This window comes from Streptomyces sp. NPDC057963, from assembly GCF_042887155.1.
In the GTDB taxonomy this organism is placed as follows: Bacteria; Actinomycetota; Actinomycetes; order Streptomycetales; family Streptomycetaceae; genus Streptomyces.
Genome location: NZ_JBHVPX010000031.1, coordinates 1 through 26,200, shown reverse-complemented (window position 1 = coordinate 26,200; position 26,200 = coordinate 1). Strand labels below are relative to the sequence as shown.

General features: G+C 72.6%; 27 protein-coding genes and 1 pseudogene. 12 read left to right on the top strand and 16 right to left on the bottom strand.

Annotation, left to right across the window (positions count from 1 at the left end; genetic code table 11):
* Nucleotides 1-34 precede the first annotated feature (34 nt).
* A complete protein-coding gene (locus ACFVT1_RS37080) occupies nucleotides 35-643 on the top strand; it encodes an ADP-ribosyltransferase (RefSeq protein WP_389804211.1) in 609 nt (202 codons plus the stop codon).
* Between the two features lie 12 nt (nucleotides 644-655).
* On the opposite strand, the gene ACFVT1_RS37075 is transcribed toward ACFVT1_RS37080, so the two are convergent.
* On the bottom strand, nucleotides 656-1,294 hold the full coding sequence (locus tag ACFVT1_RS37075) for a GNAT family N-acetyltransferase (RefSeq protein ID WP_389804145.1): 639 nt from the start codon (nucleotides 1,292-1,294) through the stop codon (nucleotides 656-658).
* Nucleotides 1,295-1,470: 176 nt separating this feature from the next.
* Between ACFVT1_RS37075 and ACFVT1_RS37070 the strand changes: the two genes are divergently transcribed.
* On the top strand, nucleotides 1,471-1,686 hold the full coding sequence (locus ACFVT1_RS37070; RefSeq protein WP_362204930.1) for an EF-hand domain-containing protein: 216 nt from the start codon (nucleotides 1,471-1,473) through the stop codon (nucleotides 1,684-1,686).
* 73 nt (nucleotides 1,687-1,759) lie between these two features.
* Here ACFVT1_RS37070 and ACFVT1_RS37065 read toward each other — a convergent pair whose 3' ends face one another.
* The 3 genes from ACFVT1_RS37065 to ACFVT1_RS37055 form a co-directional block, all read right to left on the bottom strand.
* The gene (locus ACFVT1_RS37065) at nucleotides 1,760-3,247 is read right to left on the bottom strand and encodes a carboxylesterase/lipase family protein (protein WP_389804142.1); all 1,488 of its coding nucleotides are present in this window, start codon (nucleotides 3,245-3,247) and stop codon (nucleotides 1,760-1,762) included.
* A gap of 6 nt (nucleotides 3,248-3,253) precedes the next feature.
* A complete protein-coding gene (locus ACFVT1_RS37060) occupies nucleotides 3,254-3,676 on the bottom strand; it encodes a hypothetical protein (RefSeq protein WP_389804139.1) in 423 nt (140 codons plus the stop codon).
* Between the two features lie 108 nt (nucleotides 3,677-3,784).
* Entirely contained in the window at nucleotides 3,785-5,296 is a 1,512-nt protein-coding gene (locus ACFVT1_RS37055; RefSeq protein ID WP_389804136.1) for a long-chain fatty acid--CoA ligase, read from the bottom strand.
* 177 nt (nucleotides 5,297-5,473) lie between these two features.
* On the opposite strand from ACFVT1_RS37055, the gene ACFVT1_RS37050 reads away from it, so the two are divergent.
* On the top strand, nucleotides 5,474-7,018 hold the full coding sequence (locus ACFVT1_RS37050; RefSeq protein ID WP_389804133.1) for a PucR family transcriptional regulator: 1,545 nt from the start codon (nucleotides 5,474-5,476) through the stop codon (nucleotides 7,016-7,018).
* On the opposite strand, the gene ACFVT1_RS37045 is transcribed toward ACFVT1_RS37050, so the two are convergent.
* The 5 genes and pseudogenes from ACFVT1_RS37045 to ACFVT1_RS37025 all read right to left on the bottom strand — a co-directional run bounded on the left by ACFVT1_RS37045 (nucleotide 6,982) and on the right by ACFVT1_RS37025 (nucleotide 10,232).
* Nucleotides 6,982-7,959, bottom strand: coding sequence for a terpene synthase family protein (locus ACFVT1_RS37045; protein ID WP_389804208.1), 978 nt, complete (start codon nucleotides 7,957-7,959; stop codon nucleotides 6,982-6,984). The genes ACFVT1_RS37050 and ACFVT1_RS37045 overlap by 37 nt on opposite strands.
* A 446-nt stretch (nucleotides 7,960-8,405) precedes the next feature.
* A pseudogene (locus ACFVT1_RS37040) lies at nucleotides 8,406-8,588 on the bottom strand (hypothetical protein); the annotation flags it as partial.
* 246 nt (nucleotides 8,589-8,834) lie between these two features.
* A complete protein-coding gene (locus ACFVT1_RS37035) occupies nucleotides 8,835-9,332 on the bottom strand; it encodes a toxin-antitoxin system YwqK family antitoxin (RefSeq protein ID WP_389804130.1) in 498 nt (165 codons plus the stop codon).
* Nucleotides 9,333-9,593: 261 nt separating this feature from the next.
* On the bottom strand, nucleotides 9,594-9,827 hold the full coding sequence (locus tag ACFVT1_RS37030) for a hypothetical protein (protein WP_389804127.1): 234 nt from the start codon (nucleotides 9,825-9,827) through the stop codon (nucleotides 9,594-9,596).
* Between the two features lie 93 nt (nucleotides 9,828-9,920).
* The gene (locus ACFVT1_RS37025) at nucleotides 9,921-10,232 is read right to left on the bottom strand and encodes a hypothetical protein (RefSeq protein ID WP_389804124.1); all 312 of its coding nucleotides are present in this window, start codon (nucleotides 10,230-10,232) and stop codon (nucleotides 9,921-9,923) included.
* Between the two features lie 283 nt (nucleotides 10,233-10,515).
* Between ACFVT1_RS37025 and ACFVT1_RS37020 the strand changes: the two genes are divergently transcribed.
* Both ACFVT1_RS37020 and ACFVT1_RS37015 read left to right on the top strand, forming a co-directional pair.
* The gene (locus ACFVT1_RS37020) at nucleotides 10,516-11,319 is read left to right on the top strand and encodes an ABC transporter permease (RefSeq protein WP_362204957.1); all 804 of its coding nucleotides are present in this window, start codon (nucleotides 10,516-10,518) and stop codon (nucleotides 11,317-11,319) included.
* A 2-nt stretch (nucleotides 11,320-11,321) separates the two neighbouring features.
* The gene (locus tag ACFVT1_RS37015) at nucleotides 11,322-12,068 is read left to right on the top strand and encodes an ABC transporter ATP-binding protein (protein ID WP_389804121.1); all 747 of its coding nucleotides are present in this window, start codon (nucleotides 11,322-11,324) and stop codon (nucleotides 12,066-12,068) included.
* Between the two features lie 208 nt (nucleotides 12,069-12,276).
* On the opposite strand, the gene ACFVT1_RS37010 is transcribed toward ACFVT1_RS37015, so the two are convergent.
* From ACFVT1_RS37010 to ACFVT1_RS36980, 7 genes are all read right to left on the bottom strand, one after another.
* Entirely contained in the window at nucleotides 12,277-13,047 is a 771-nt protein-coding gene (locus ACFVT1_RS37010; RefSeq protein WP_389804118.1) for a DNA-binding response regulator, read from the bottom strand.
* A 108-nt stretch (nucleotides 13,048-13,155) separates the two neighbouring features.
* Nucleotides 13,156-13,548, bottom strand: a complete 393-nt coding sequence (locus ACFVT1_RS37005) for a DUF2511 domain-containing protein (protein ID WP_389804115.1) — start codon at nucleotides 13,546-13,548, stop codon at nucleotides 13,156-13,158.
* Between the two features lie 7 nt (nucleotides 13,549-13,555).
* Nucleotides 13,556-14,461: an ABC transporter ATP-binding protein gene (locus ACFVT1_RS37000; RefSeq protein WP_389804112.1), complete on the bottom strand. Its 906-nt coding sequence runs from the start codon at nucleotides 14,459-14,461 to the stop codon at nucleotides 13,556-13,558.
* The gene (locus ACFVT1_RS36995; RefSeq protein ID WP_389804110.1) at nucleotides 14,458-15,252 is read right to left on the bottom strand and encodes a hypothetical protein; all 795 of its coding nucleotides are present in this window, start codon (nucleotides 15,250-15,252) and stop codon (nucleotides 14,458-14,460) included. Before ACFVT1_RS36995 ends, ACFVT1_RS37000 begins: the two co-directional genes overlap by 4 nt.
* Nucleotides 15,252-15,893 carry a hypothetical protein gene (locus ACFVT1_RS36990; RefSeq protein WP_389804107.1) on the bottom strand — a complete coding sequence of 214 codons (642 nt, stop codon included), beginning with the start codon at nucleotides 15,891-15,893 and terminating at the stop codon, nucleotides 15,252-15,254. Before ACFVT1_RS36990 ends, ACFVT1_RS36995 begins: the two co-directional genes overlap by 1 nt.
* 126 nt (nucleotides 15,894-16,019) lie before the next feature.
* A complete protein-coding gene (locus ACFVT1_RS36985) occupies nucleotides 16,020-16,889 on the bottom strand; it encodes a hypothetical protein (RefSeq protein WP_389804105.1) in 870 nt (289 codons plus the stop codon).
* Nucleotides 16,890-16,993: 104 nt separating this feature from the next.
* Entirely contained in the window at nucleotides 16,994-17,551 is a 558-nt protein-coding gene (locus tag ACFVT1_RS36980; protein WP_389804102.1) for an RNA polymerase sigma factor, read from the bottom strand.
* Between the two features lie 280 nt (nucleotides 17,552-17,831).
* Here ACFVT1_RS36980 and ACFVT1_RS36975 point away from each other — a divergent pair, with 280 nt between their 5' ends.
* The 7 genes from ACFVT1_RS36975 to ACFVT1_RS36945 all read left to right on the top strand — a co-directional run.
* On the top strand, nucleotides 17,832-18,002 hold the full coding sequence (locus ACFVT1_RS36975; protein ID WP_362204984.1) for a gallidermin/nisin family lantibiotic: 171 nt from the start codon (nucleotides 17,832-17,834) through the stop codon (nucleotides 18,000-18,002).
* 91 nt (nucleotides 18,003-18,093) lie between these two features.
* A complete protein-coding gene (locus ACFVT1_RS36970) occupies nucleotides 18,094-21,426 on the top strand; it encodes a lantibiotic dehydratase (RefSeq protein WP_389804100.1) in 3,333 nt (1,110 codons plus the stop codon).
* Nucleotides 21,423-22,784: a lanthionine synthetase C family protein gene (locus tag ACFVT1_RS36965; RefSeq protein ID WP_389804097.1), complete on the top strand. Its 1,362-nt coding sequence runs from the start codon at nucleotides 21,423-21,425 to the stop codon at nucleotides 22,782-22,784. Before ACFVT1_RS36970 ends, ACFVT1_RS36965 begins: the two co-directional genes overlap by 4 nt.
* A complete protein-coding gene (locus ACFVT1_RS36960) occupies nucleotides 22,781-23,842 on the top strand; it encodes an ABC transporter ATP-binding protein (RefSeq protein WP_389804094.1) in 1,062 nt (353 codons plus the stop codon). The genes ACFVT1_RS36965 and ACFVT1_RS36960 overlap by 4 nt, the downstream gene beginning before the upstream one ends.
* Nucleotides 23,839-24,639, top strand: a complete 801-nt coding sequence (locus ACFVT1_RS36955) for an ABC transporter permease (protein ID WP_389804091.1) — start codon at nucleotides 23,839-23,841, stop codon at nucleotides 24,637-24,639. Before ACFVT1_RS36960 ends, ACFVT1_RS36955 begins: the two co-directional genes overlap by 4 nt.
* Nucleotides 24,636-25,997: a DUF6895 family protein gene (locus tag ACFVT1_RS36950; protein ID WP_389804088.1), complete on the top strand. Its 1,362-nt coding sequence runs from the start codon at nucleotides 24,636-24,638 to the stop codon at nucleotides 25,995-25,997. Before ACFVT1_RS36955 ends, ACFVT1_RS36950 begins: the two co-directional genes overlap by 4 nt.
* A 90-nt stretch (nucleotides 25,998-26,087) precedes the next feature.
* The coding region (locus ACFVT1_RS36945) for a signal recognition particle receptor subunit alpha (protein WP_389800886.1) at nucleotides 26,088-26,200 on the top strand (113 nt) is incomplete at its 3' end.

Here is a 26,200-nt window from a genome sequence, read left to right as displayed (position 1 = left end):
CCGGCGCCGCGCTGCCGGGACAGTGACCATCATGATGATCACTTCTCGTCTGCGGCGCCGGGCCGCAGTTGCCGTTCTCTCCTTCTGCGCCGTACTCGTCCCCGCCGCCGCCACCGAGGCCGCCCCCACCGCCGCTCCCGCGACCGCCGCGCTCAAACCCGGTGGCTGCCCGGTCGTCGCCGACCACCTCTTCGCCGCCGCCGACCCGGTGGACATCGACCGGATCACCCCCCGGCCCTCCTGGCGGGACAACTGCCGCCAGCTCTACCGGGCGGACGGCCGGGGCCCGATGACCGTCTTCGACGAGGGCTTCCACGCCAAGGACATCGTCTACGGCCAGTACGACCTGGAGAAGTACGTCCTGGCCAACCAGCCCTCGCCGTTCGTCTCCACCACGTACGACCACGACCTGTACAAGCGGTGGAAGAGCGAGTTCAACTACTACATCGACGCCCCCGGTGGCATCGACGTGAACAAGACGATCGGCGACACCCACAAGTACGCCGACCAGGTGGAGGTCGCCTTCCCCGGCGGCGTCGACCGGAAGTTCATCGTCGGGGCGTGCCCGATCGACCAGGCAAAGAAGACCGAGATCATGAGCAAGTGCGTCGACAACCCGCACTACAAGCCGTGGCGCAGCTGATCCGCTGGGCACTCACTCCGTGACCAGCAGGGCCTCCGAGCCCACCGGCCGGTAGCCCGCCGCCTGGAACGTCCGCACACTGCGGGCGTTCCCCGGCGACTGCTGCGCCCAGACCGCCGAGTCCGGCACCAGATGCCGGGCCGCCCGCGCCAGCCGTTCGCCCAGCCGCCGGCCGCGCGCCTCCTCGTCCACCTCGATCGCCGTCTCCCAGCGCCCCGCGACTCCCCGGCCGAGGATCACCACACCGCCGTCGGCGGACCAGACCCGCACCTCGTCGCGGTACTTCATGGCCCGCGCCACCCGAGGATGCTCCGGGTCCTTGATCTCCCGCAGCGCGACCTCCGGCTCGCCCGGCAGCGCGTCCGCGACCGTCAGCAGATCGATGGTGTTCATCTGCCGGCCGCTGCGGGCCAGCAGCGCGGACAGGAAGTACGGATGCATCGTCGCGGCGAGCTCGTCTCCCGGGGCGGAGTCCAGCACGGACCGCACCCACCGGGGGTCCTCGTCGGTGAACACCACCGAGTGCGCGGTGAACGCCAGCACCCCCGCGTCCCGGGCATCGGGCTGCCCCACCACCGTCGTCGACCCGTCCGGCGGCGGAAACCGCCCGCTCGCGGCGGCCGTCAGGATCTGTGCCAGTGCGTCGTCCATCTGCGTCCCGCTCCCCGGTCCGGACCACGGCCCGCCGGGCGGCGGACACCCCACCCATGATCGACGACCGGCCGCCGCGACCGCCACCCGTCGCGCCCGTTAATCTGACCACCGTCAGTCAGACACTGGTCAGACTTTGGCCAGGCATGGGTGAGGCATTGCGAAGGGGCGGAACTGTGGCGGACATCGAGTCGGCACGCAAGGCATTCGAGCGGTTCGATCTGAACGGCGACGGGCTGATATCGGCCGCCGAGTACAAGAGCGTGATGGCTCAGCTCGGCGACCCCTACGTCACCGAGCCGGTGGCGCAGGCCGTCATCAACTCGCACGACGCCAACGGCGACGGGCTGCTCACGTTCGACGAGTTCTGGGCGGCGCAGAACAAGAGCTGATGGCCGGGAGGACCCCCGGCCGACCGGTCGGGGGCCGCCGCTCGCGCACTCGTCCGCGCCGTGGAGACCGGCGTCAGGTGTTCCTCCGGTACGGTGCCCAGCCGCGCAGCTCCTCGTCGCGCGGGGCGCGCACCACAGCAGGGGCTCCCGGGCCGAAGCCCATCACCGGGCGGGACGTGTCCCAGGCCGGCCAGCCGGGATCGCCGGAGGCGGCGAACCGCACCCACGCCGCGTGCATCGCGTCGGCCAGCTCCTGCGGGGCGTCCTCGCCGGCCAGGGCCACCGCGTCGGGCCGGTCCAGCGTGTCGAAGACGAAGCCGATCTCCAGCCCGTGACAGGCGCCGAGCCGCAGTACGGGCGACGGCCAGCCGAACTCGTAGAGATGAGTGCTCCCCGCAGCGTCGGCGCGGGCGTCGGCCACCCGGTTCAGCGGGACGCGCAGCAGCAGATCGGTGGCGAGCGCCCCGAGCAACTCGCCCGGTGTGGCACCGGGCCGGTTCGCCCGGTACGTACGCGTCGTGGCGCCCGGCACCTTGAACTTCACCAGGGCCAGCCGCAGTTTGATCCTGGACAGCCCCTGCGTCAGACCGCTCGGCACGAACCAGAGCCGGTACTCCTCACTGTTGGCGCCCATCAGCAGATCGACGTCGTCCGCGGCACCGTCCAGCAGCGCTTCGAGCGGATCGCGGGGCAGCAGGTCGCCGTCCACCACGATCTGGAAGGAGTTCCCGCCGGTCAGCGGAGAGCCGCCGGACGTCACCTCGGTCTGCGCCGCCAGGAGCCGCTCCGGGTCCACCGCGGCCAGCTCCCCGGCCGTCGCCCCGACCCCCAGCCGCTTCGCGATCAGCTCCGTGGTGCGGCGGGCGGCGCCGTCCAGGGGAAGAGCGGAGGGCGGGCCGCTCTGCAGCACCGCACGCCGGAACAGCCCCTTCGCACGCGGCGCGGCCAGCAGCGCGGCGATGCTGATGGCCCCCGCCGACTCGCCGCACACCGTGACCAGGTCCGGATCGCCGCCGAACGCGGCGATGTTGTCCCGCACCCAGGCCAGCGCCGCGAGCTGATCGAGCAGCCCCCGGTTGGCGGGCGCGTCCGGGAACACCCCGAACCCCTCCATGCCCAGGCGGTAGTTGACCGACACGAGGACCACGCCGTCACGGGCGAACGCCGACCCGTCGTACAGCGGCACGGCCGACGAGCCGTGCAGCAGCGAACCGCCGTGGATCCAGACGAGAACGGGCAGCCCCGTACGGGCCGGGGACGGTGTCCACACATTGAGGTTGAGGCAGTCGTCGCCCGGCACCTCGGGATCGGGCAGCAACCGGTCCAGCGGCGGGGCGTACGGCCGCTTGGGTGCGGTCGGCCCGAACGCCACCGCCTCGCGCACCCCCTCCCACGGCTCCGGCGGCTCGGGTGCCCGGAAACGACGGGCGCCGACCGGCGCGGCCGCGTACGGGATCCCGCGGAAGACGGCGACACCGTGCTCCAGCGTGCCGCGCACCGCCCCGTGGGCCGTGCCGACCCGTGGTGACGTCTCGGATATGGGAGGGGGTACGGCGGACATGAGGCTTCAGCCCTTCTGCGGTGCGGAGCCGGCGAGTGCGACGCTCGACGAGCCGGACGGGTGGTGGGTGAGGGAGCCGTCGGGGTGCAGTACCTCCACCGGCACCGGTGACTGGATACGTACCCGGTCCGGGGCCGCGTCGACCCGGACCAGGCCCTGCGGGGCCGGCACCGCGCCCCGGGCACCGGACAGCGCGCCGAGCCGCGGAGCGACCCGCACCCGGGCGTATCCGGGCTCGGCCGGGGTGACACCGAGCGTGTACACCAGCAGATCACGGCTGGGCGTGGCCGACCATCCGTGGCAGTACGAACCGCCCTCCCCGCCCTCCCGGAACGCGGAGCCGCCGGTGCTCAGCTGCGCCGCCGGGCGTTGGTCGGAGGGCCTGCCGTCCGTGCCGGCCGGGGAGCGGGGACGCGCGGGGGCGGTCATGGCGGACGTGGCTCCGGTCGTCGTCGGTCGGGGCGTCGGCGGGTGGCCCGGCGGAGGGGGAGGCGGCGGTGGGGTTCGGGGAGGAACGGCGAAGGGGGAGGCGGGCGTTCAGGAGGAGGACGTTGCCGTCAGCGCGCGTTTGAGGACCTTGCCGGTCGGGCCGAGCGGCAGCGTCTCGGTGAACCGCACGATCCGCGGGTACTTGTGCCGCCCGAGCCGGTCCCGGGACCAGGCGATCACGTCCTCCTCCGTCACCGCGCCGGCCTCCGCGCGCAGCACGACCACCGCGCAGATCTCCTCTCCGCGCGCCTCGTCCGGCACCCCGATCACCGCGACCTCGGAGATCGCCGGATGGCGTACCAGCACCTCTTCGACCTCGCGCGGATAGATGTTGAAGCCGCCCCGGATGACCAGGTCCTTCTTCCGGTCGACGATGCTCAGGAAGCCGTCCTCGTCCCGCACCCCGAGATCCCCGGTGCGGAACCAGCCGTCGACGACCGCGGCTGCCGTCGCCGCCGGATCGTCGAGATAACCCGCGAAGACGTTGTGCCCGCGCACCACGACCTCGCCGACCTCCCCCTCCGGCAGCAGCACCACGGCGTCCTCGACCGCCGCGTCCGCGACACCGATCTCCACGCCCCAGACCGGGTGGCCGACCGTCCCGGGGCGACGGCCGAGCGCCGGCTGGTTGAAGGTGGCGACGGGGGAGGTCTCGGTCAGCCCGTATCCCTCCAGGACCTGCGTGGCGAAGGTCTCCTCGAAGCGTTCGAGCACGGCGACGGGGAGCGCGGCACCGCCCGAGACGGCCGCGCGCAGCGTGAGACGGCGCGTGGTGTCGTCCCGCGCCGTGGCGTCCTGCACCACCGCCTCGACGAGTGCGTGATACATCGTGGGCACGCCCATGAAGACGCTCACGCCCTCGGCGGCCAGCAGCTCCAGCGCGCCCGCGCCGCTGAAGCGCCGCATGAGCACGAGCGTCGCCCCCGCCCGCAGCGTCGCGTTCATCGCGCAGGTCTGCCCGTAGCTGTGGAACAGCGGCAGACAGCCCAGGATCACGTCGTCGCCGGTCAGCCCCAGCAGGTCGTGGGCGGTCACGGACGCGTTCATCACGATGTTGAAGTGGGTGAGCAGCGCACCCTTCGGCCGCCCGGTCGTGCCACTGGTGTAGAGCACCACCGCGATGTCGTCCGGCGCCGCGGGCTCCGGCGCGGGCAACGGGTCCCCGTCCGTCGGTACGCCGTGCACGGCCCGTACCCCCGCGGCACGCGCCCCCTCCTCGGCCACCGGCCACAGCGGACCACCGCTGATCAGTGCGACGGAGCCACTGTGCCGCAGTACGTACGCCACCTCATCGGCCACCAGCAGCCCGTGCACCGGTACGACCGCGGCCCCGGCGGCGAGCGCCCCGTAGTACGCGTACAGGAAGTCCGCCGAATTCGGCAGCAGCACCGCCACCCGGTCGCCCGGACGCACACCGGAGGCCCGCAGCGCGCCCGCGCAGCGCAGCGCCCGCGCCCACAGCTCCCAGTAGGTGAGCCGGGTGTCCCCATCGACCACGGCGACGCGGTCGGGATACCTGCGGGCCGACTCATCGAGGACAGTGGCGACGCTGAGAAACATGACACGCTCCGGGAAACACGGCGTTTACAGGGCTACTGCTGCTCAGAATCAGCCGTCGGCCGCCTCCGCACAATGTGCAGATGCCCACCATGCGCACACCCCACCTGGGCAGCAGCCCCTCGGGCGGATACGAGGCAAGGCATTCGCCTAAAGGGCAGGCGGCGCTAACCTTCCGGCATGGCGGACAATCCCGGGGCCCGGTTCCCTCGCGGCGACGACCACGGCAGCGGCGAGGACGGCGAACTGCGCCGCGTCCTGGCCCTCGCCCTGCTGCCCGCGATCGACGAACTGACCCGGCGGGTCGTCGACGACATCCACGCGCACAGCGGCACGTACGCGTCCGGCAGGCCGGTCACCCGGGACGATCTGTGGGAGATCTGCCGCGACAACCTGCTGCGGGCGCTGGAGGACTTCGGCGGACTGCCCCCCAGCGGGGGCGACTTCGAGCACGCGGCGCGCGAGACGGGTCGGCGGCGCGCGGAGCAGAACGTACCGCTGGACACCGTGCTCCAGGCCTACCGGCGCGGCGGCCGGGTGATGTGGCAGGTGATGGCGGAACACCTGCGGGCCGCACGGGGCGGCCGGGACGACGGGGCCGACGGCGCCGACAGGGCCGGTGGAGGCAGCGGGGCCGGTGCCTCCGGCCGGGACGGCCGGGGTGGCCGGGGCGTTCGGGGCGGGGGTGCTCCGGGGGCCGGAGGAGCCGGGCGGCGGGGGCAGGACGCGGTGCGCGCCGTCGCGGGCGACCGGGACACCGAACTCGACATGGCGGGCGCCGTATGGGAGACCATCGACCGCTACTCGCTCGTGATGGCCGAGTCCTACCGGCTGACCCAGCTGGAGATGCAGGGCCGCCAGGACACCCGCCGGGTCGCCCTCTTCGAGGCCCTGCTCGACGGGCGCGGGGACGACCCGGCGGTCGCCGCGGCGGCCGCCGCCGCGCTCGGCGTGCCGGTCCACGACCGGTACGTCATCGTCGTAGCCGCCCAGGACCCGGCCGCCCCACCCAACCCGGCGCCGGTCCTCGACGACCACGGCATCTGGTCCTTCTGGCGGCCGCGGTCGGGCCGTTACGCGGGAATCGTGCGGCTGGCCGCGGGGGAGTCCGGCATGCTGCTCGACCTGCTGCGCCACCGCACCGGCGCCACCGCCGGCGTGTCACCGGAGTTCGACCGGCTCGCCCAGGCGGGGCGGGCCCTGAGGCTGGCCGAACAGGCCCTGCGTACGCTGCCCGCCGGAAGCGGCGAGGCGGCGGGGTTCGACGACCGGCTGGCGGAGGCCCTCCTCGTCGGCCGGCCCGAGATCGCCGAGCGCATCGTCACCACGCAACTCGGCGCCGTCCTGGACACGGCGGCCGAACGCGAGGCACTGCTCGGCACGTTGCGGGTCTGGCTCGACAACGGCTGCTCGGCGGCGCGCGCCGCCGAGCAGCTCTACTGCCACCGCAACACGGTCCTCAACCGGATCGGCCGGATCGCCGAACTCACCGGCCGCTCCGCGGAGTCGGGCGAGGCCCGGCTGGGCTGGGCGCTGGCCCTGAGAGCACTGCCACTGAGAGGAGCCGAGGGCGAACCGGCGCTCACGGACGCCTACTCGGGCCGGTCGGACCCGCCGGACAGCGGAGAGCCCGGACGGCCGGGGGCGGCGCCGGGCCGGGGCGGTGCGGGAGGGGCCCCGTCGGCCGGTCAGGCGGCGAAGTGCCGTGACAGCGAGACCCGTTGATCGACCTCCACCAGGTCGGGCCGGGTGTAGCGCTCCGCGCGGGCGTGGTAGTCGAAGTCGCCCCGGACCAGCCCGCGGTAGTCCCGCACGCACTGCTCCAGCGCGGCCCGGGTACGGTCGTGGATCCCGGCCGCCTCTATTTCCTCGATCAGTTCCTTCTCGGCACGTTGCACCCGTTCCACTATCTCCGCGAGCTGCGCCCCGGCCTCATCGACGGCCTCCTGGAGGGTCAATCCGAGCTCGCGCTGAATGAGCCGTACCGCATTGTGCTCGTAACCGAGCAGAGCCTCCTTCTCGAAGGAGCAGATGTCGTTGCAGAGCCCTGAGTGATCGGTGACGGCATTGCGCAGAGCGATATACGCGGGGAGGCTGCGGGCCGATTCAGGAAGGTCGATCTCGGCAGTGATCTCATGAAGGTCGAGAAAGGGCTGCATGGCCACCGAATCCCTGCGGTGCCTCACGAATTCGGCCCTCGTCGGCACCTGCCCGGCAGCCCGTTCCACGGCCTCGGCGTAGTAGGTCCACAACCAGGCGACCGTGTCCCGCCGGAACTGCCGGATCCAGCGCGCCGAGCGGTCCCGGTACGTCTGCGTCCGCAGCCCGGCGAGGGCGCGTTCCATGGCGCCGCGCGGCGGTCCGCCGTCGAGCACGGTCACCAGCCGGTCGATCGCCGCCTCGCACATGCGGGGATCGCGTCCGGCGGGTCCGTCGTCGAACTCGTCGTCGACGAGGAAGGCCCAGAAGAGCCATTGGCAGAAGAGATCGAGATGCTGCTGCGAAGCAGTGGGAAAGATGAGGGAGATCCAGAGTTCCGGTCTTGTCCGGATCATCTTCTTGCGCGCCGTCGGAGCGAGCGCGAGACCGTTGGACTCGGCCCATTCCCATGCGGCCTTCCCGGTCTCCTCGATGCCGGGATTGCAGCCGGCGCTCTGGAACGGCATGTGAAACGCCGGCAGCGAAATCTGGCTCATTGGTGCCCCTCGTCGAGACGATGCGGATGAACGATACGAGCGGGGACCGGAACGCATTCACGCGTCGGCGCCATTGCGCACAGGGAGACGCGCCGCACGTTCCCGCCCGGCGCCGGCCGGAGGGTCACCGTACGAGGTGGGGCGGTCATCCCTGCTCACTCTCCTCTGCCGGGCGTCGGGGCATCGGGGCCGGGCTCGCGGGTCCGCGGTGGCAAACGCCCTCCGCCCAGGAGGGCGGCATCACCATGGGTGACCTCCAGTCAACCCCCTGTGGGCGAGGGAGGGAAGCCATACGTGACCGAATTTGCGTCATTGTCAGGAAGGAGTGAACGGCTCTGAGCAGTTGACGACCTCTTGGGATGATCATCACGGTCGAACGTCATCGACCGCCGTCGGCCGCCGCCGCCGACCGCCCCGACGGCGGCGGAGCCCGTCGACTTCACGCCGATCCGGCGCGGTGCCAACTGCGGCAGCCGGCCCGCCGCGTGCGGGGCGCGCAACTGCTCGACGGAGTCGATGCCGTGCTCGCGGAACAGCTCCTCACGGAGCGCGAGCATGCCCCGTACCTCCTCGACGGTGCGTCCCGCGCGCTCCCGGTCGCAGCAGTGGCTTGTACGGATCCGGCAGGTCGGGCAGCTCGACCTCGTTCTGTGCCCGCAGCGTGGCCCGGCCGACTGCCCCATGGTGCACGCGCTCGACGGAAGCGGTGCCGATGCGCTCGGCGTACCCCGCACGACCTGCCGCACCATCGGGCGCGAGCCGGTCACTCAAGAACGGTCCGCGACGGTTCGCTGCTCAGATGAGGTCCACCCTCGGACGGCGCCCGTTCGATGCCTTCGGGGAAGTCATTCCTCGCTCGTGCGGCAGTTCTTCGTCGGCCGGCCTTCTTCGTCCCATCGGCGATCCGACAGCACGGTCGGACCGTCCTCGGCGAACACCACTTCGGCGGCGAGTGTGCCGTTCACGTGCCATTCCCTGGACACCCCTGCCGGGCGCCCCTCGCAGGCCGTCGCCTCGGACCGGAGCGTGCCGTCCTTGTACCACTCGCGGCTGGGGCCGTGCTGCACACCGGCCACGTAGGAATCCAGGGAGACCAGAGCGCCCCCCAGACGCTCCTCGACCTCGCCGGTGAAGAGTTCTCCCCGATACAGCAGGCGCTGTCCCGCATCCATGTCGACTTCGGGGCCGTCGATGTCGATGCGTGTCACGTCGGCCATCAGGGAATCCAAAGGTCGTCGGTCGGAGGGTTGCCTGAACCCGCCGCGCGGGCTGTCCGCACCGCCCCGCGCAATGGTGCAGTTTGCGCAGAAAGCCGCAGGGCGCCGGGGCGGTTCGGTCTTCATGTGCGGCAGGTACGGGAACTCGACCGGGGCGCGGAGCTCGGAGAGCGCCGCCTCGTCGATGGGGAGCCCCAACTCCTGGCCTTTTAGGGCAGTTCGTTCGCCGCCTTGACCTCGGCATGTCCGAGGAGACGGTCCGCGCCGGTGCCGAGTCGATGATCGACTCGGCCCTTGCGGCCATGGCCCGGTGGACGCGGTCGGCCGGCGTCCGGCCGATCGCTTCGCAGCCTCCGGGCCCGCGGCCACCCGCTGCTTCCCGGGCGGCTATGGGCGGAGGTGCTTCTCCGCCTCGGCCTGTTCGATCAGCTCCGCGTACGAGTCGGCTTCCTCCGACCCCGACACGTGGCGTAGGGATGCCGACCAGGGAATCGGGCACGGCGGGGCGTGGTCGGGGTCCGGACACAGCAGCCTGGCGATGTGCTCCTTGACCTCTTCGGCCTGCTGCTCAGTGGCGTAAATACCGAGCCGTACTTCCCAGACACTCGGATTCTCAGGCATCGCTCACGTCCCGGATCGGCGGGGAGAAAGGGGAGAAGGAGAAAGGGTGGAAATGCGCAAAAGGGGGCGAAATGAATCGCCCCCTTCCTGAGGTTACCAGGTGCGCTTGGCGTCGCAATGGCGCTTGTAGTGGCCCGGCGGGACGGGGATGTTGCGCGCGGCGTCGTTGATGGCCGCCTGCTCGGTGTTGCCCGTGCCGTCGGCCCTCTCGTACCTGACGGCGTTGTTGTCACTGATACGGACGATCTGGCACTGCACCGTGGCGTGCCATGTCTTCATGACGGAGATCTCGCGCGTGACCGCTGCGGGCGCCGGGCCGACGGCTGCGGATGCGACGGGGGCGACGAGGCCCCCGAATGTGAGGGCCATGACCCCGATGGCGAGCGTGCGGCGGAGTGACTTCATGAATGTTCCTCCCTGGCGGTGGTGTGGCCGCGCCGGGCCCCGACGGACTCCTCAGGGCGCGGGACGGCCCGGTGGTGGCGTGACGACACTCCCATCCGGGCACCTCGGGACGCCCCCTTCGGTGGAGCGATTGGCAGTCGGCTGTCAGTTGTCCGCCAGGTGTCGGACGGCTGCCGATCGGGTCTTCGCGTTCCCGGCCGTGAACCGCGGCGTCGGCCACCGCTACGTACCTGGTGCAACCGACCGTCCGACAACCGACAACAGTGGCCAGGCAGGAGCACACATGGCGCACGACATGGTCGCCCCGCCCCTCGTGGGGCATCGCGACAACCCCTCGCTGGCGACGGTGGTGGGTACCGAACTCGCCCGCAACAAGCGTGGCTTCATTCCCTGGTACCACCTTCTCGCCCCCGTCATCATCACCGTCCCTCTCTTCCTCGGCGCCCTCGGCTCCTCCGAGGCGAAGGCGGGCCAGAGCTTTGAGGTGTTCCGCAATGTGACCCTGGAGTTCTGGGGGGTCCTGGTACCGATGACCGCGGGCCTGGCGGCGGCGCTCTCGGTCCGCGCCGACCAGGACGCCTGGCGGCTGCTGCTGTCGTACGGCGTGCCGCGTGGGCGCTACTTCATCGGCAAGGTGGCCGCCCTGGGCGTCCTGGGCTTCGTCTCCTCGACCGTGCTGCTGGTGATGCTCTCCCTCGGCGCGGTGATCAGCGGACGTTTCCCCGAAGCCATGGGGACGGTGGCCGCGGCGGTCTATCTGCCCTGGTTGGTCGGGTTGTCCATGACGGCGCTGGCGGTGCTGGTCGCCGTGGTGTGGGGCATGGGCCCCAGCATCGGAGTGGGTGTCGCGGGTCTGCTGTGCGGGGCGCTCGTCTCGGACAAGGTCTTCTGGTACGCCGTTCCGTTCGCCTGGCCGATGCGGGTGGTCCTGCCGCTGGCCGGGATCGGCCCCAACGGGGTGCCGCTGCCGAAAGGCAGCCCGGTGACCGACATGTCGGCCATCCCGCTCGCCGTGGGCCTCGCCGCCGCGCTGACCGCGGCCTTGCTCGTCGTCGGCAGCATGCACATGCGTCGTAAGGAGATCTGATCATGACTGCGACAACGGGCGCCCCGGAGACCCCCGTGGTACCGGCGCTCACGATCCGTCGACTGCACAAGCACTACGGTTCCCACCGCGCCCTGGACGGGGTGGATCTCACGGTGGGGGCCGGAGAGGTCTACGGACTGCTCGGCCCGAACGGCGCCGGCAAGACAACCCTGATGAAGGCCCTCCTCGGCCTGCAGCGGCCCACGTCGGGCAGTATCGAGATCTTCGGCAGGCCGGTCGGACGGGACGCTTTGGCCGATGTGGGTGCCCTGATCGAGGTCCCCGGACTGTGGCCGACGCTGACGGCCGACGAGACCCTGAAGGTGCACGCCAGGCTGCGCGGCGTACCGAAGGCGTGGATCGAACCTGCGCTGAGCCTGGTCAAGATGACCGACGCGCGAGACCGGAAGGTCGGCGCGTACTCCCTCGGCATGCGTTGGCGGCTGGGGATCGCCGTCGCCCTGCTGGCCAGGCCGCGGCTGATCGTCCTCGACGAGCCCACCAACGGCCTCGACCCCGTCGGCATCCGCGAGATGCGCGGGATCATCCGCTCACTGGCCGAAGAAGGGGTGGCGGTGCTGATCGCCAGCCATCAGCTGGCAGAGGTCGCTCAGGTCTGCGACCGGGTGCATGTACTGGCGGCCGGCCGCACCCAGTACGAAGGCCCGCTGGCAGGGCTCGCCGTCGACGGAGACGTGGAGGCCGGCTTCTTCCGGCTCCTGGAATCCGCCGACGCAGGCATCCGCTGACCGGCACCGGCACCGGAACTGGAACCGGAACTGGAACCTGGGCCGGTACCGGCACCTGGGCCGGCGCCGGAACCCGGGCCGGTCTCGGCCCCGGTGCTGGTCTCGGCCCCGGGGGCCGAGGCCGGCGGAGGGCAAGGGGCGTCCAAGGGCGGGTGGGTACGCGGAACCCGCGCGAGAGCCCCCGCGCGCGCGGAGTGGGGGACCGGTGTCAGCAGGCGCGTGCCGTCAACGGCCGACGGGGGTCGGGCACGGTGGCCAGCGAAATCAACTCGGCGCGGCCCCCGACCCCCAGATCGTCGTAGAGCCTCCGTATGCGGCGGTACATGGACCGCTCCGAACAGTAGTAATAGCGTCGCGCGATCTCGGAGACCGTGATGGATGTGCAGAGCAGCCGCATCAGCTCCGCGTCATGAGAGGGCAGAGCGGCCCGCAGGTGCTCTCCGGGTATGTCGCTCTCGCGGTCGCCGTCCGCACCGGCCGGCGTCTCCCCGCCGTGGTACCGGCATCGCTGACGGCCGCCCTGGTCCGCGGGCAAGCCCTGCGGACCGGCGGTCGCCATGCTGTCGGCAGGGCCGGCCATGAGATGAGCCCGGAGCTGCGCGTACAGCAGATCGCGTTGGCTCTCGCTGGGTATGGCGAGGTTGAGCACGAAATTCGCGCCCGAACGGATGGCGTAGTACGTCCGGTATCCCGAGACATCGTTGGTGACCGCGACGAGCAAGGACAACGGATGCCGCACCCGCACGGCGCGCAGCTCCTCCGCCTGGAACTCGCTGGTGACCGGCATCAGAACCGGCAGGTCGAGCGCACCGCAGGGCGCGGTCAGCTCCTCGGCGTCGACGAAGTCGACCCGGTCCAGGCCGGAGCGGAGCGCGCCGAGCAGCGCCTGCGGTGAGTCGAAGTACGGCTTGAGTCCCGAGTGGACCAGGACGTGGAGCCCGGTGGCGGTCGTTGCGTGCTGCTGCTCGCGTTGGTGCAAGGCGCTGTTCCCCGTAGCGTTGATCCCGGTGGTGGTCGTCCCGCGGTCACTGGGCGACACAAGGTGTTGGATCACGCTCACGGCAGGCCCGTGCCCGCCCGTGTCCGGTCACCGGCCGGCCTTGCAGAGCTTCAAGGTCCTGCTGATCAGCGAGCCGAGGCTCACCTTTTCACCGCCGTCGCCGGACATGCGCACTGGCGCGATGTTGTCGTAACCGGCGTCCCGCGCACGGTCGTTGAGGGCGTAGGTCGTGCCGTCGGGGACGGTGATGACTGCCTGGTCGCCCCCGCGGCACTCGGCGGTTCCGTGATCGACCGTGAGCGGCCAGGTGTAGCCGAGGTTCTTCTCGCTGATCTGCTGCTTGGTGGCCGTCGGGCTCGGAAGGGGTACGGGGTCCGTGGTGGCCGGTTCGCTGCGGCCGCTGCCTCCGCAGGCGGCCAGTGTCAGCAGTGCCAGACCCATCAGGGCCGAGGCGGCGGCGTACCGGGTGTTCGCGATCATATGTCGGCTACCTCACTGTCGGAATGCTGGTGGGGTGGGTCCGGCCGTCGGCGCCGAGCAGCGCGGCGTAACCGTCTTCCAGCGACGGTTCGACCGGGCGGGCTCCGGCGGGCGGATTCGTGGTGACGATGCGGTACTCCGTTCCCGCAGAGGTGGTCACGGCGCTCACCACTTCGCCGCCGGGCGGGGGGCCGCTGGCGGGGCCGTCGGACCGGCACACATAGGTGCAGCCCGCGGCCTGGCTGACCAGGGCCGTGGTGGAGTCGTGGAAGACCAGACGGCCGGAGGCGAGCACTGCCACTTCGGGGCAGGTCTGGGCGACGTCGTCGAGGATGTGGGTGGACAGCAGCACGGTGCGGCCGTGGCCGAGACCGGCGAGCAACGCGCGAAACCGCATCCGTTCGTGCGGGTCGAGGCCGGTGGTCGGCTCGTCCACGATGAGCACCGACGGGGCGCCCATCAGCGCCTGCGCGATGCCGACCCGGCGCTTCATCCCACCGGAGAACCCGGCCAGCCGCTCGCCCGCCCGCTCGCCCAGTCCCACCTCGGCGATCCGGTCGTCGACCTGACGACGGCGTTCACGTCGGTCGTGGATGCCCTTGAGCACGCCGATGTAGTCGAGGAACTCGCGTGCGGTCAGGTCGGGGTAGAGGGACAGCTCCTGCGGCAGATAGCCCAGGGTGCGCTTGACGGCGGCGAGCCCGGCGCTGGTCGACAGATCGTGCCCGGCGACGAGGACCCGCCCGGAGGTGGGCCGCAGCACTCCGGTCAGAATGCGCAACAGGGTCGTCTTGCCTGCCCCGTTGGCGCCCAGCAGCCCGACGGTGCCGCTCTCGATGTGGAGATCGACGGCGTCCAGCGCGCGGAGACCGCCGGGGTGGACCTTCGACAGTCGCTCTGTGGTGATGTTCATGATGCTCCGTGTCGTCTGATGCGGGCGGCGAGATGGCCGAGCACGTAGCAGGCGGCAGCCATCGCGAGGACGAGGCCGACATTCAGCAGCGCCGTCGCGTCGTCGACGGCGGGGCGCAGTGCCCCGGTGCCCTGCCGGGCGGCCCACACCTCGGGGGCGTGAGCCCAGGCGACCAACGGATAGCCGCCGAGCGGAGAGAGGACGGTGCCGGTCGGCGTGGGCAGTGGTGAGAAGGCCGGTGGGAAATGACAGGCCCACAGCCACACCACGACCGTGACGGCGCGGGCCGCGGCCACCGGAAGCAGAACGCCCAGCAGCCCGGCGAAAGCGGTGACCAGCAGCGCCGCCGGGACGACGACCGTCACCAGCGAGACCACCGCCGAGCCGAACGGGGCGAAGGAGCCGCCGGCCACCGAGAACACCGCGGCGTACAGCAGGAAGAGGCCGGCGACCGGCGCCAGAGCGGTCAGCAGCGGGCCGCCCAGTATCCCGGCGGTCCGCGGCAGCGGACCGGTGGGTGTCGCGGTCAGCAATTCGGCCATGCCGTGCGCTTCGAGGCCGCGTCGCAGCCGGTCGGCGAGGGCGATGCCCACACCGAGGGTGCAGAAGGTGTTGACGACGACCGCGGCCGCACCGGCCCTGGCGGCCGGATCGCTGTGACCGGTGATGACGGGCGAGGTGGCCACCAGCAGCAGGCTGAGCAGGGCCAGAGGCAGCACCGCACCCCATACGGCTTTTCGGCGAGCCGCCATCAGGGCTTCGTAGCGCAGGGTCCACAGAAGGGCCGTCATCACGCCTCCCGGGGGCCGAAGTGCGCGTCGGCGCCGCGGCCGAGCGGGGCCCGGGAGCGTCCGCACGGGCCCAGCGCACGCAGGGCCAGCGCCATCAGCCAGGCACCGGACAGCAGGGCGGGGACCGCCTGCCCCGCCCCTTCGGGCACCACCCGGTCGATCAGCAGCAGTTTGGCCAGCACGGCGGCGACGATCAGTCCGGTCGCGGGCGCGGCCGCACCGGTCCGTACCGTCGCCCACACTGCGGCACCGCTGAGAAGCGCCGTCAGACCGGCCAGTTCCAGCAGGGTCGCCACCGGTCCGGGGTGTCGGCCCGTGGCCGCCACCAGCCCCACCAGGGCGGCGGCGGAGACCGCGGCGGCGGAGACCGGCCAGACCAACCGGCGGGCGACGGTGCGCGGATACGGGGTGGGCAGCGACAGATGGAGCTCCACCATCGGCTCCCGTGCCACCGCCGCGGCACAGGCGAGAGCCGTGGCCGTGGGAAGCGCGCAGCTCAGCAGCGCGCGGTCCAGGACCACTCCCGCGCCGGGCCCCGCGGCCACCGCCGCGAAGGCCAGGATCGCGGCCAGAAGCGGAAGCACGAACGCCTGCTTTCCGCAGCGGCGCGCTTCGTGGACCCACCATGGTGCAACGGTCATGGCGCTGTTCCTCCCGTTGTTCCCCTGTCTCCCGATACACCCCGTACGTAGCGGTCCGGCCCATGGCGGTTCACACCTGGACCCGGCAATCCCCCGCACGGGGGACGAGCCGCCCGTACGCCCCCGCTACGACGACGAGGGCTCACCGAACGACCGCATGGCCCGCGCGGCCCATCCCAGCAGAACGGCGGCCGACGCGATCGTCCACGGCGTCGTCGACAGCAGCGCGTCCAACAAGGCGTCGACCGGTGTGCTGAACAGCCCGTGCGGTCCGCCCACCACTCCCAGGAACCACAACGCGCCCCCCGCCGCCGCGCCCACCGGCGGAGAGAAGCGGACGGACAGCGCGAGCGCGAGCGACGCGGCCAGCAGCGACTCGCCGAGCCAACTCCCCACCACCGCCCACCAACCGGGCCCCCGCACCAGCGCCGAGCAGACCGTGGCGAGCGTCAGGTCGACGCAGAGCACCACCGCCAGCCGGGCCAGGAACACCGCCGCGGGCGGCACCGGCAGGGTGAACAGCAGCTCACGTCTGGGATCCCGGCGCGGCGAGGCGACGATCAGCGCCCCGAACAGCATCAGCAGCACGACCACCGCGCCGAACAGCCTTATGCCGGGCCGCTCCTGCAACTGCGTCGACGCCACAAGAGCCGCGACGACCAGGCAGACCGCGCTCAGCGGCGCCCACATCCTGGGCATCAGTACGAGCTGCCGCAGGGCCAGTTGCCAAGCAGTCCGCCAGGGCCGGGCGAGACCGGCGGCGGGCCCGGTGCCCCCGACCCGTCCGGATGGCACGGCAGGCCCCGCGACCCGTCCGGACACAGCGGCGGGTGCGGCGGCGGGGACCGCGACGACGGAGGGGCGCCCGCCCGCGCCGACGGGACCGGCAGTGGCCGGCAACGCCCCCGTCATCAGGGCGTCGAAGGACGGCACGGACACGGTGTCTTCCGCCGCCTCGGCGCGCACCGCACACGCGATGTCCTGCCAAACTGCCAATCTTTTGCGGCAGTCGGGGCAATCGCCCAGGTGTCGGCGGTGCTGTGGTGCGACGTCCCCGGCGCGTGCCAGAGATGCCAGGACGTCGTCCGCGAGGTGATCACTCATAGCTGTCCCGATCCTTCCAGCCGCGTGGCGGCGAGCATGCTGCCCAGCCGCCTCCGTGCGTGGGACATCCGGCTCTTGACGGTGCCCACCGGGATGGCGAGCGCGGTGGCCACCTCCGGGTAGGCCATCTCTTCGAACAGCACCAGCGCAAGGACCTCGCGCAGATGCTCGGGAAGGGCGCGCACGGCTGCCCGCAGGGCGGAGTGCTCGGACTCCACCACGACCTGGTCCTCGACGCTCGGCGCCGCGTCCGCCACGTTCCGCGCCTCCGACAGGTCCGCCAGCTGAGGTCGTGACCTGCGGAGCTGGTTGTGTGCCTGCCGTCTGGCCACACCCATCAGCCAGCCCCGCACGGAGGACTCTCCCCGGAACCCCGCGGCCGAGCGCCAGACGGCCAGCCAGGTCTCCTGCAGGATCTCCTCGGACACGCCCTGGTCCGAGGTGAGTCTGCGGATGAGACGGAGCATCGCGCCGGCATGCCTGTCGTAGAGGGTCCGTAGGGCGGTCTGGTCGCCGTGGGCGACGGCGGATAGCAGAGCTTCGTCCGAGCACACACCACGTACGTATCAAGAATGCGGTGACCGGTTCACCGTTCGTCGGCGCGACGGTCCATTTTTCAGCCGGGGGAGTGGCACGCGGCCGCCGTGCCACGCGGCCTCGTGGTATGGGGCGGCCGGTACCGCGGGACTGCCGGGCCGCCGGACCCGCGAGGGCTGCCAGGGCTGCCAGGACTGCCAAGGGCGACGGAACCTATTGAACGGCCGCGAACGGCCGTGGATCGTGATGCAGAAATCACGATCCGTGACCACCCGTTCGATCCCTGAAGGAGTCAGCATGGGAGTCAAGACCATCTCGCAGTCGCAGAACGAAACGGACCTCTTCGACCTCGACCTGGAGATCGGCGTGGAGCGTTCCGTCGCCGGCCCGGCCATCACGAGCGTCTCCTACTGCACCCCCGGCTGCACCAGCGAGGGCGGCGGCTCCGGCTGCAGCCACTGCTGTTGACGGCGCGTGACCGTGGGGCCGGGCGGACGCCGACCCGGCTCCACGGACCGTTCCCGGACCTGCCGGAACAAGGACGAGAAGGAGGACACCCGTGAGGGAATCGCCGGGGCAACCGCCGCAGGCGACACCGTTCGAGGCGAAGGACGTCTTCCTCTACCGGGCACCGCTGGCACCGCCGGAACGTCCGGCCGGTTCCGTGCTGTCCGCAGGAGAACGGGCACGAGGAGGAACCGGTCTGCGCGTACCGGCCGCGGAAGACCCCCGGTCCCTCGCCGCCTGCGCCGAGCTGCTCGCTTCGGTCCCCATGGACGGCGTTCTGGGCGAGGCCCTCGACCTCGCCTCACCGAGCCTCGGCGCCCTGGTCCGGCGCGTCGCCGAGCAGGGTGCCGCCGGCGTCAAGGCAGGGCAGCTGCGCCGCGCCGCGCTCGCCGTGCTCCGCTACGACATCAGGATGCGGACCCGGCCCACCCCCTTCGGCCTGTTCGCCGGTGTCGCCCGCGGGCAGTTCGACTCCACGGCCAAGGCGGAGCGGGGCACGGCGCACCGCACCCGCACCCATGCCGACATGCAGTGGCTCACCAGGATCGGCCACCGGCTCGAACGCGACCCGGCCGTCCTGTCCACGCTCACCGTCCAGGCCCACCAGGCCCTGGTCCCACGCGGTGACCGGCTGGTCCTCACCGCCCCCTCCACCCAGGGCGTGCCACCTGGCGAGGCCGGCGAGGGCCGCTCCACGGTCTCCGTGCGCAGGACCCCGGTCGTCGAGCGGGCCGTGGCCGTGGCGGAGGCCCCACTGCCGTACGAGGAACTGCTCCGGCGCACCACCGAGGCATTCCCCGGCGCATCCCCCGAGCGGGTCCGCGGCCTGCTGGCCGAACTGGTGCGACAGGAGATCCTCGTCACCGGACTGCGACCGCCCCTGGACGGCGGCGACCCGCTGCACCACGTCCTCGGCCTGCTCGCCGGGGTCACCGAACCGTCCGAGGACACCCGCCGGGTGCGCGACGCCCTGCTCGCCGTGGAGCAGCAGAGACGGGCGTACGACGCGCGGCCCGTCGGCGACGGCCACGAGCAGCTGAGCAGACTGCTGAGCACCGCGCGCTCGGTGGAGCCCGACGACACGCCCCTGCACGTCGACACCCGCCTCGACGCCGCGGTGCACCTGCCGTACGCGGTGCGCGACGAGATCGAGACGGCCACCGCCCTGATGTGGCGGCTCTCCCGCCCCAAGCTCGGGCTCCTCGCCCTGCGCGACCACCACCGCCGCTTCCTCGACGCGTACGGGGCCGACCGCCTGGTGCCGGTCCTGGAACTGCTCGACGCGTCGACCGGACTGGGCGCCCCGGCCGGTTACGGCTGGCCCAACAGCGAGGCACCGCCCGCCCCGTCCGACGCCCCCCGCACCACCCGCCGGGACCGCGCCATGGCCCGGCTCGTCGCCGCGGCGCAGCGCGCCGGACGGCGTGAAGTCGTCCTCGGCGACGCGGACCTCGACGAGCTGTGCCACGACACGGCCGACCCCGCGGACGCGCCCAACTCCTGCGAGGTGACGGTGCAGGTCGTCGCCCCCTCGGTGGAGGCCCTGGACGAGGGGGAGTTCCGCGTCTTCCTTTCGCCCTCGCCCGGATCGCACCGGGCCGGGTCCACCTTCGCCCGGTTCGCCGACCAGCATCCGGCCTGGCGCGAGGAGTTCGCCGCGCTGCACCGGGACAACCCGGTGCACATCCAGGACGCGGTCCCCGTCGATCTCGCCTTCCGGCCGCGCTCGGGCCGGGCCGCCAACCTCTCCCACACCGCCCCGGCCACCGGCCGCCGCATCGGTGTCGGTCTTCCCGACGCCCCCGGCACCGACGAACTGCGCCTGGGCGACATCGGCATCGGCGCCACACTGGACCGGCTGACCGCCGTGCACATGCCCACGGGCCGCGAAATCGTGCCCGTACTCGGCAATATGGTCAGTGCCCCCGCCCAGGCCCCCAACGCCGTCCGGCTGCTGTGGGAGATCGGACTGGAAGGGCAGCGGCTCTGGGAGCCGTGGAACTGGGGCCCGCTCGCCGACGCGCCCTTCGTCCCCCGGGTGCGCTACGGACGGTTCGTACTGGCCTGTGCGGTCTGGCGGCCGGACGGGATCCACGCGCGCGCCCGGGAGCTGCGCACAAGGAGCGACGAGGCACGCGGCGCCGACTGGGAGCGCGCGGTCGCCCACTGGCGGGCCGCGTGGGACGTACCCCGCCGGATCCTCGCCGTCACCGCCGACCAGCGGCTGCTGCTCGACCTCGACCACGCCTGGCACCGCGAGCTGCTGCTCGACCAGTTGCTGCGCCATCCCGACCTGATCGCCCAGGAAATCCCCGGCGAGTACGAGGACTGGCTGGACAGCCCGCTCGCCGGGCACACCTTCGAACTGGTCGTCCCGATGGTCCGCCGGGAGACCGGCCGGCCCCGCCGCAGGCCGTACGCGGGACACCGCCGCCCCACGAGCACCGCCGGCCCGGCGGGCGTCGCAGGCACCACCGGAACCCCGAGCACCGCACGTGCCCCGCGCACCGTCCACGGCCTCGGCGGCGAGTGGCTCTACCTCAAACTGCACGGCTCCGCCCGCACCCAGGACGACCTGTTGCGCGACCACGTCCCCGAACTGGTCGACCTGGCCGCACGGAACGGCGCCGACGGCTGGTTCTTCGTCCGGTACACCGACGACAGCGGCCACCACCTGCGGCTGCGGCTGCGCGGAGACCGCCCCGCCGCACTGTGGGGCACGGTCGCTCCGGCGGCCGGTGCGCTGCTCCAGCAGTGGCAGCGAGCGGGGCTGCTGCGCGGCCACACCCTCGACCAGTACGACCCGGAGACCGAGCGCTACGGCGGCCCCGCCGCCCGACGGCCGGCCGAGGACGTCTTCCGGTACGACAGCGAGGCCGCCGTCGCGTTGCTGCGCACCGCCAAGGACCCCACGAGCGGCTACGACGTCGACGACCTCGCCGTGATCTCCTGCGCCGCACTGGCCCACGCCTTCGGGTCGCCGGTGCCCGGCACCCCGCGCATCACCGAGGGCTACGGCGACGACGGCGCCGCGGTCTGGCTGTCCATGACGGGCGCCCGCCGCGACCTGCCCACAGCCTTCCGCGCCCGGTCCGCCCGCTGGCGCCGCCTCGTCGACCCCTACGGCGGCTGGCCCGTCCTCGCGGAGGACCCGGCCGGTGCCCGCGTCCTCGACGCACTGCGCCCGCGCGACCGGGCGGTGCGCCGACTCGCCGCTTCCGTACGGGAGTCCGGGGCGACGGCTGAGGGCCGGGTCGTCGGCAGCCTGCTCCACATGGTGTGCAACCGCCTCTTCGGCGGCTCCGGTGACCGCGAGCTGACCGTGCTCGGCATCGCACGCGGTGCCGTGCAGGACCACGCCAACCGCCGGAGGTACCAGCTGTGAACGCCAGCACCGCCACCCTCGCCCCGGACAGGGCCGTCCAGCTCGTCGCCGAGCGGCTCGCCGATCCGGAGCACGTCGCCGCCGTCGCCTCGCGCGACGACAACCGCGACCCCGTGTACGACGCCGTCATGTGGGGCCCGCTGACGCTCGCCAACGGCCTGCCGGGCACCGCCCTCCTCTACGGCGAACTGGCCCGCACCGACGACTCCTGGCGGCAGACCGCCCACCGCCACCTCGCGGCAGCCGGGCGCGTCATGGGAACGGCGCCGAGCCGGGGCCTGTTCTCGGGACCGGCCGCGCTGCTCGCCGCAGCCCAGACCTGCGCCGGACCGGAAGGGCACTACCGGTCCCTGCGGCGAGGGCTGGCGACCTGGGCCGCCGAGGAGCAGACCGAGCGGCTGCGCGTCTTCCGCGACCGCGTCCAAGACGGTGGCGAGGGCGTCGACTGGGCCGCGTACGACCTGGTCAACGGGGTTTCCGGGACGACCCGCCTGCTGCTGGACGCGGTGGCCGACCCGGCCGAGTCCGGACCCGTCGTCGAGTCGGCCCTCGCCGCGTCCCTCCGGCACCTCGTCGGTATCACCGCACCCGTCCGGGCCGGTGGCCACCAGGTCCCCGGCTGGTGGGTGCCTGCCGCGCTCCAGGTCGGCGCCCGGGACCGCGAGACCTATCCGCGCGGAGACTTCAACCTCGGCATGGCCCACGGCATCGCCGGACCGCTCGCCGTGCTCTGCTCGGCGTACGAGGCCGGACACGGGACGCCGGACATGCCCGACGCCATCCACCGCATCGCGGACTGGCTGCTGAGCTGGACGCTGCACGACGGGGCGGGGCCCTACTGGCCCGCCCGCGCCGGCTGGGACCAGGAACTGGCCCCGCACCGCCCGCGGCAGCTGTTCACCCGCACCGCCTGGTGCTACGGCACCCCGGGGGTCGCCGCCGCACTCCTGCGCGCCGGGCGCGCCATGGACCGGCCGGAGTGGTGCACCGCCGCCGTCGACGCGCTGCGGGCCGCGCTGCGGCGCGACGAGTCGTTGTGGGCGATCGAGGGAGCCACCGTCTGCCACGGCTACGCGGGCCTGCTGCGCGTCGTGGCCAGGGCGGCCGAGGAGACCGGCGACCCCGAGCTGCACGCCGGACGCCGGCGTCTGACCGGCCGGGTACTGGCGTACGCGGACGAGAGCGCGCCGTTCGGGTTCCGCCACCTCATGCGCTTCCCGGCCGCCGCCCGCTCACCCGTGCCGCACCGCGCCGTGAACACCGCGGGCATGCTGGAGGGCGCCGCGGGTGTCGCCCTCGCGCTGCTGCCCGTGGGGGACGGCCCCCTTCCGTGGGACCGCACCCTGGGGCTGGCGTGAGCGCCCGGCCGGCGAAGGGGAGCGACCTGTCCGGGACACCGGCCTTCGAGGTGGCCGACCTCCTCGTGCGCCACGGCAGGGTGACCGCCGTGGAGGGAGTGTCGATCAGCTCGCCGCCGGGCCGGGTCACCGCCCTCCTCGGGCCCAACGGGGCGGGGAAGTCGAGCCTGTTGGGCGTGTTGTCGACCGCGGCCCGGCCCGACGCGGGAACCGTCCGGATCTTCGGCCACGACGTCCGCGAGGCTCCGACGGCCGCACGCCGCCGCCTCGGACTCGTCTTCCAGGAACGCACCCTGGACAAGGAACTCTCCGTCGAACGCAACCTGTGGTTCCACGCCCGGCTGTTCGGCATGAAACGGGCGGACGCCCGTGCCCGGATCGGCCTGATGCTGGAGCTGTTCGACCTCGCGGACCGCCGCCGCCAGCCGGTCGAGGAGTTGTCCGGCGGACTGGCCAGACGCGTGGAGATCGCCCGTGCCCTGCTGCACCGCCCTGGGCTGATCATCCTGGACGAGCCCACCAACGGTCTCGACCCGAGGGCGCGTGCCACTGTATGGGCCGACCTGCTGCGCCTCCGCGACGACCTGGGCGTCACCGTCCTGTACGCGACCCACTACATGGACGAGGCGGAGTACGCCGACGAGATCGTCATCCTGCAACAGGGCCGGATCGTCCGGCAGGGCAGCGGCGACCAGCTCAAGAGCAGCCTGGAATCGTCCCGTTGCGTGGTGAGCTGCGCCGACGACGAGGCCGCCGCGCGGCAGTTGCGGGCCGCCGGATTCGAGCCGCTGGTCGAACCGGGCGGCGTCGTGGTGCACTGCGCCGACCCCGAGGCCCGGATCGCGGAGGTGGTGCGGGCCCTGGACGTCCCGGCGCTGACCGTCTCCGTACACCACCCCTCCATGAACGACGTCTACTTGGACGCCGACGCCGACGCCGACGCCGACGCCGACGCCGACGCCGACGCCGACGCCGACGCCGACGCGGAGGCGGAGGCCGAGGCGGCGGCGGGTCGGAGCGGGCCGCGACAGGAGCGGGAGGGGGCGGTCACACCATGACCGTGACGACCGCCGTCGCACCGCCCGCCGCCGCGGACGACGGCCGGCTGCGGGTGGCGCTGCGCGCCATCGGCGTCATCGCCCACCGCGATCTGCTGCGGCAGAGCAGGCGTCCGGGCGTGCTCCTCAGCCAGGCCGTGCAGATCCTCTTCTTCGTCCTCGTCTACGCGGTCGGCTTCGACGGGATGGTCGGCTCGGTCGGGTCGGTACCGTTCAGCGCCTACGTCTTCCCGGGGATCATCGCCATCCAGGTCGTGTCGATCGGTGTCGCCTCGGGCCAGACGTACGCCTGGGACCGCGAATACGGCGTGCTGCGCGAACTCCTCGTCGCCCCCGTGCCCCGGATCTGCCTCCCCCTGGGAAAGGTCGTCGCCGGTGCGGGGACCGTGACCGTGCAGAGCGCGGTGATGCTCGCCTTCTCACCGCTGATGGGCGTGGAGCTGACCGTGGGGCGGTTCGCCGCCGCGGCCGGCTGCTACGCGCTCGCCGCCACCGTGTTCAGCGTCATCGGCCTCTGCCTGGCCACCGTCATCACCCGTGTACAGACACTCCAGGCCACCGTCCAACTGGCCATGTTCCCGATGCTGTTCCTGTCCGGGTCGGTCTTCAGCCCGGCCGACGTACCGGACTGGCTCGCCTGGATCATGCACATCAACCCCATGACGTACGCGGTCGACCTGGCCCGCCAGACCCTGCTGGGCGGCGGTGGCCTGCTGCCGCGGTGGGCGGACCTCGGTGCGCTCGCCGGGATCCTCGTGGTGGCCCTGGCACTGCTGCGGGTGCGGAGCGGCCGGTGAGCGCCGACTGGCCCTCGCTCCCGGCGCACCTGAGGACCGGTCGTACGCGACTGGACGAGGAGGACGCGGCCCGCCGGGTGCTGGCCGGTGCGCTGCGCTGGATCGAAGCCCACCTGGAATGGTTCGCGCCGAGGCGGTGGGAGGAATTCCTGCCCCGCCGCCCCTTCCGGCCCGGCCCGCTCCTCGAACTCCTCGGACTGGTCCGGGTGCTGGACCGGTCGTCCCTCCTGCCCCGGGACGCGCCGGTGCCGAGCCGCGCACTCACCCTCGCCGAAGAAGCCGTCGGCGACGCGGACTTCGCGCGCGGACTGCACCGGGGCGACGCGTTCTTCCCCTACCACCTCAACCTGACGGCGCTCCTGGAACTGCTCGGCCGCCCGCACCCCGGCCTGCGCGCGGCCTGCGAGGAACTGCTCGCGGCGGACGCGGGCGGCCACTGCCGGCCGTACAAGCCGGTCCTCTCAAGGACCGAGCTGCGCTACTTCATCGACCGCGGCGGCTTCACGGCCCCCACCGCGCTCCCCGGAATCGGCGCTCTCTACCGCGAGAGCATCGCCGCCCGGAGCCCCGACGTCCTCCAGCTGACCGGGAGCGAGACCTACGCGCTCACCCATGTCCTCTTCTACGTGACGGACTTCGGCCACCGCCGCCGTCTGCCCGGCCGGAGCGGGGCGGCGGCCGAGGTGCGCGAGACGGTACGGGTGCTGCTCGGCGTCCACCTCGCCCGGGGCGGTCTGGACCTCCTGGCCGAACTGCTGCTGTGCGACTCGGCCCTGGACGACGGACGGGGCGACGGACGGGGCGACGGACAGGGGGACGGTCACGGCCACGGTTCCGGCCCGCTGAGGCACGCCGGGTGGAACGCGCTGGCCGCCGCCCAGCGCGGGGACGGCGCCGTGCCCAGCCCTCTGCACCGCCCCGAGGTCCTGGCCGGGCTCACGGGCGACAAGGCCGCGGCCTACCTCTTCGGGACCTGCTACCACACCACGCTCGCGGCCGCGCTCGCCGCCGCCGTACGGAAGCCGGGCGCACCGGGCACCGGACCCACGCGGTCCATCGGCGGCCCGCTTCCCCGGGCGGACCCCGAGGAGATCCGCCAATGGGCGCGAAAGGCGGCCGAAAGGGCCGGAACCGCCCCGGCGGCCGTGCGCAAGGCGTGGGCCGCGCACCTCGACCCGCTGCTGGCGCTCGGCGTCCAGGCACATGATCCGGACGTTCTGGCAGACGTCGTACGCACCGCCGAACGGCTGGGACACGGCGACCGCCCACTGGTCCGCTCGGCGGCAGCGCTCCTTGCCGCCTGGGAGCCGGGCGGCCACGGGGCACGTCCGGAGGCCACGAGAGCCTGGAGTGTGTGACCAGCAGGCGGATACCCTTGGGGATCCAGCCTGCGGCCCCGAACTTCTCCAGGGGCCAGGAGCCCATCGACTTGAGGACCGACGAGCGCCGTGTTCGATACTCTCTCCGACCGCCTTGCCGCGACTTTCAAGAATCTTCGGGGCAAGGGCCGCTTGTCCGAGGCGGACATCGATGCCACGGCTCGTGAGATCCGTATCGCGTT

Bases quoted from the DNA above. Each gene is read 5' to 3' on its own strand.
- ACFVT1_RS37030 (WP_389804127.1), bottom strand. From the start codon at position 9,827: ATGCCTGAGAATCCGAGTGTCTGGGAAGTACGGCTCGGTATTTACGCC.
- ACFVT1_RS37045 (WP_389804208.1), bottom strand. From the start codon at position 7,959: ATGCCGTTCCAGAGCGCCGGCTGCAATCCCGGCATCGAGGAGACCGGG.
- ACFVT1_RS37075 (WP_389804145.1), bottom strand. From the start codon at position 1,294: ATGGACGACGCACTGGCACAGATCCTGACGGCCGCCGCGAGCGGGCGG.
- ACFVT1_RS37020 (WP_362204957.1), top strand. From the start codon at position 10,516: ATGGCGCACGACATGGTCGCCCCGCCCCTCGTGGGGCATCGCGACAAC.
- ACFVT1_RS37035 (WP_389804130.1), bottom strand. From the start codon at position 9,332: ATGAAGACCGAACCGCCCCGGCGCCCTGCGGCTTTCTGCGCAAACTGC.
- ACFVT1_RS36995 (WP_389804110.1), bottom strand. From the start codon at position 15,252: ATGACGGCCCTTCTGTGGACCCTGCGCTACGAAGCCCTGATGGCGGCT.
- ACFVT1_RS37005 (WP_389804115.1), bottom strand. From the start codon at position 13,548: ATGATCGCGAACACCCGGTACGCCGCCGCCTCGGCCCTGATGGGTCTG.
- ACFVT1_RS36955 (WP_389804091.1), top strand. From the start codon at position 23,839: ATGACCGTGACGACCGCCGTCGCACCGCCCGCCGCCGCGGACGACGGC.
- ACFVT1_RS37065 (WP_389804142.1), bottom strand. From the start codon at position 3,247: ATGTCCGCCGTACCCCCTCCCATATCCGAGACGTCACCACGGGTCGGC.
- ACFVT1_RS37000 (WP_389804112.1), bottom strand. From the start codon at position 14,461: ATGAACATCACCACAGAGCGACTGTCGAAGGTCCACCCCGGCGGTCTC.
- ACFVT1_RS36975 (WP_362204984.1), top strand. From the start codon at position 17,832: ATGGGAGTCAAGACCATCTCGCAGTCGCAGAACGAAACGGACCTCTTC.
- ACFVT1_RS37025 (WP_389804124.1), bottom strand. From the start codon at position 10,232: ATGAAGTCACTCCGCCGCACGCTCGCCATCGGGGTCATGGCCCTCACA.
- ACFVT1_RS37055 (WP_389804136.1), bottom strand. From the start codon at position 5,296: ATGTTTCTCAGCGTCGCCACTGTCCTCGATGAGTCGGCCCGCAGGTAT.
- ACFVT1_RS37015 (WP_389804121.1), top strand. From the start codon at position 11,322: ATGACTGCGACAACGGGCGCCCCGGAGACCCCCGTGGTACCGGCGCTC.
- ACFVT1_RS37060 (WP_389804139.1), bottom strand. From the start codon at position 3,676: ATGACCGCCCCCGCGCGTCCCCGCTCCCCGGCCGGCACGGACGGCAGG.
- ACFVT1_RS37050 (WP_389804133.1), top strand. From the start codon at position 5,474: ATGGCGGACAATCCCGGGGCCCGGTTCCCTCGCGGCGACGACCACGGC.
- ACFVT1_RS36990 (WP_389804107.1), bottom strand. From the start codon at position 15,893: ATGACCGTTGCACCATGGTGGGTCCACGAAGCGCGCCGCTGCGGAAAG.
- ACFVT1_RS37080 (WP_389804211.1), top strand. From the start codon at position 35: ATGATCACTTCTCGTCTGCGGCGCCGGGCCGCAGTTGCCGTTCTCTCC.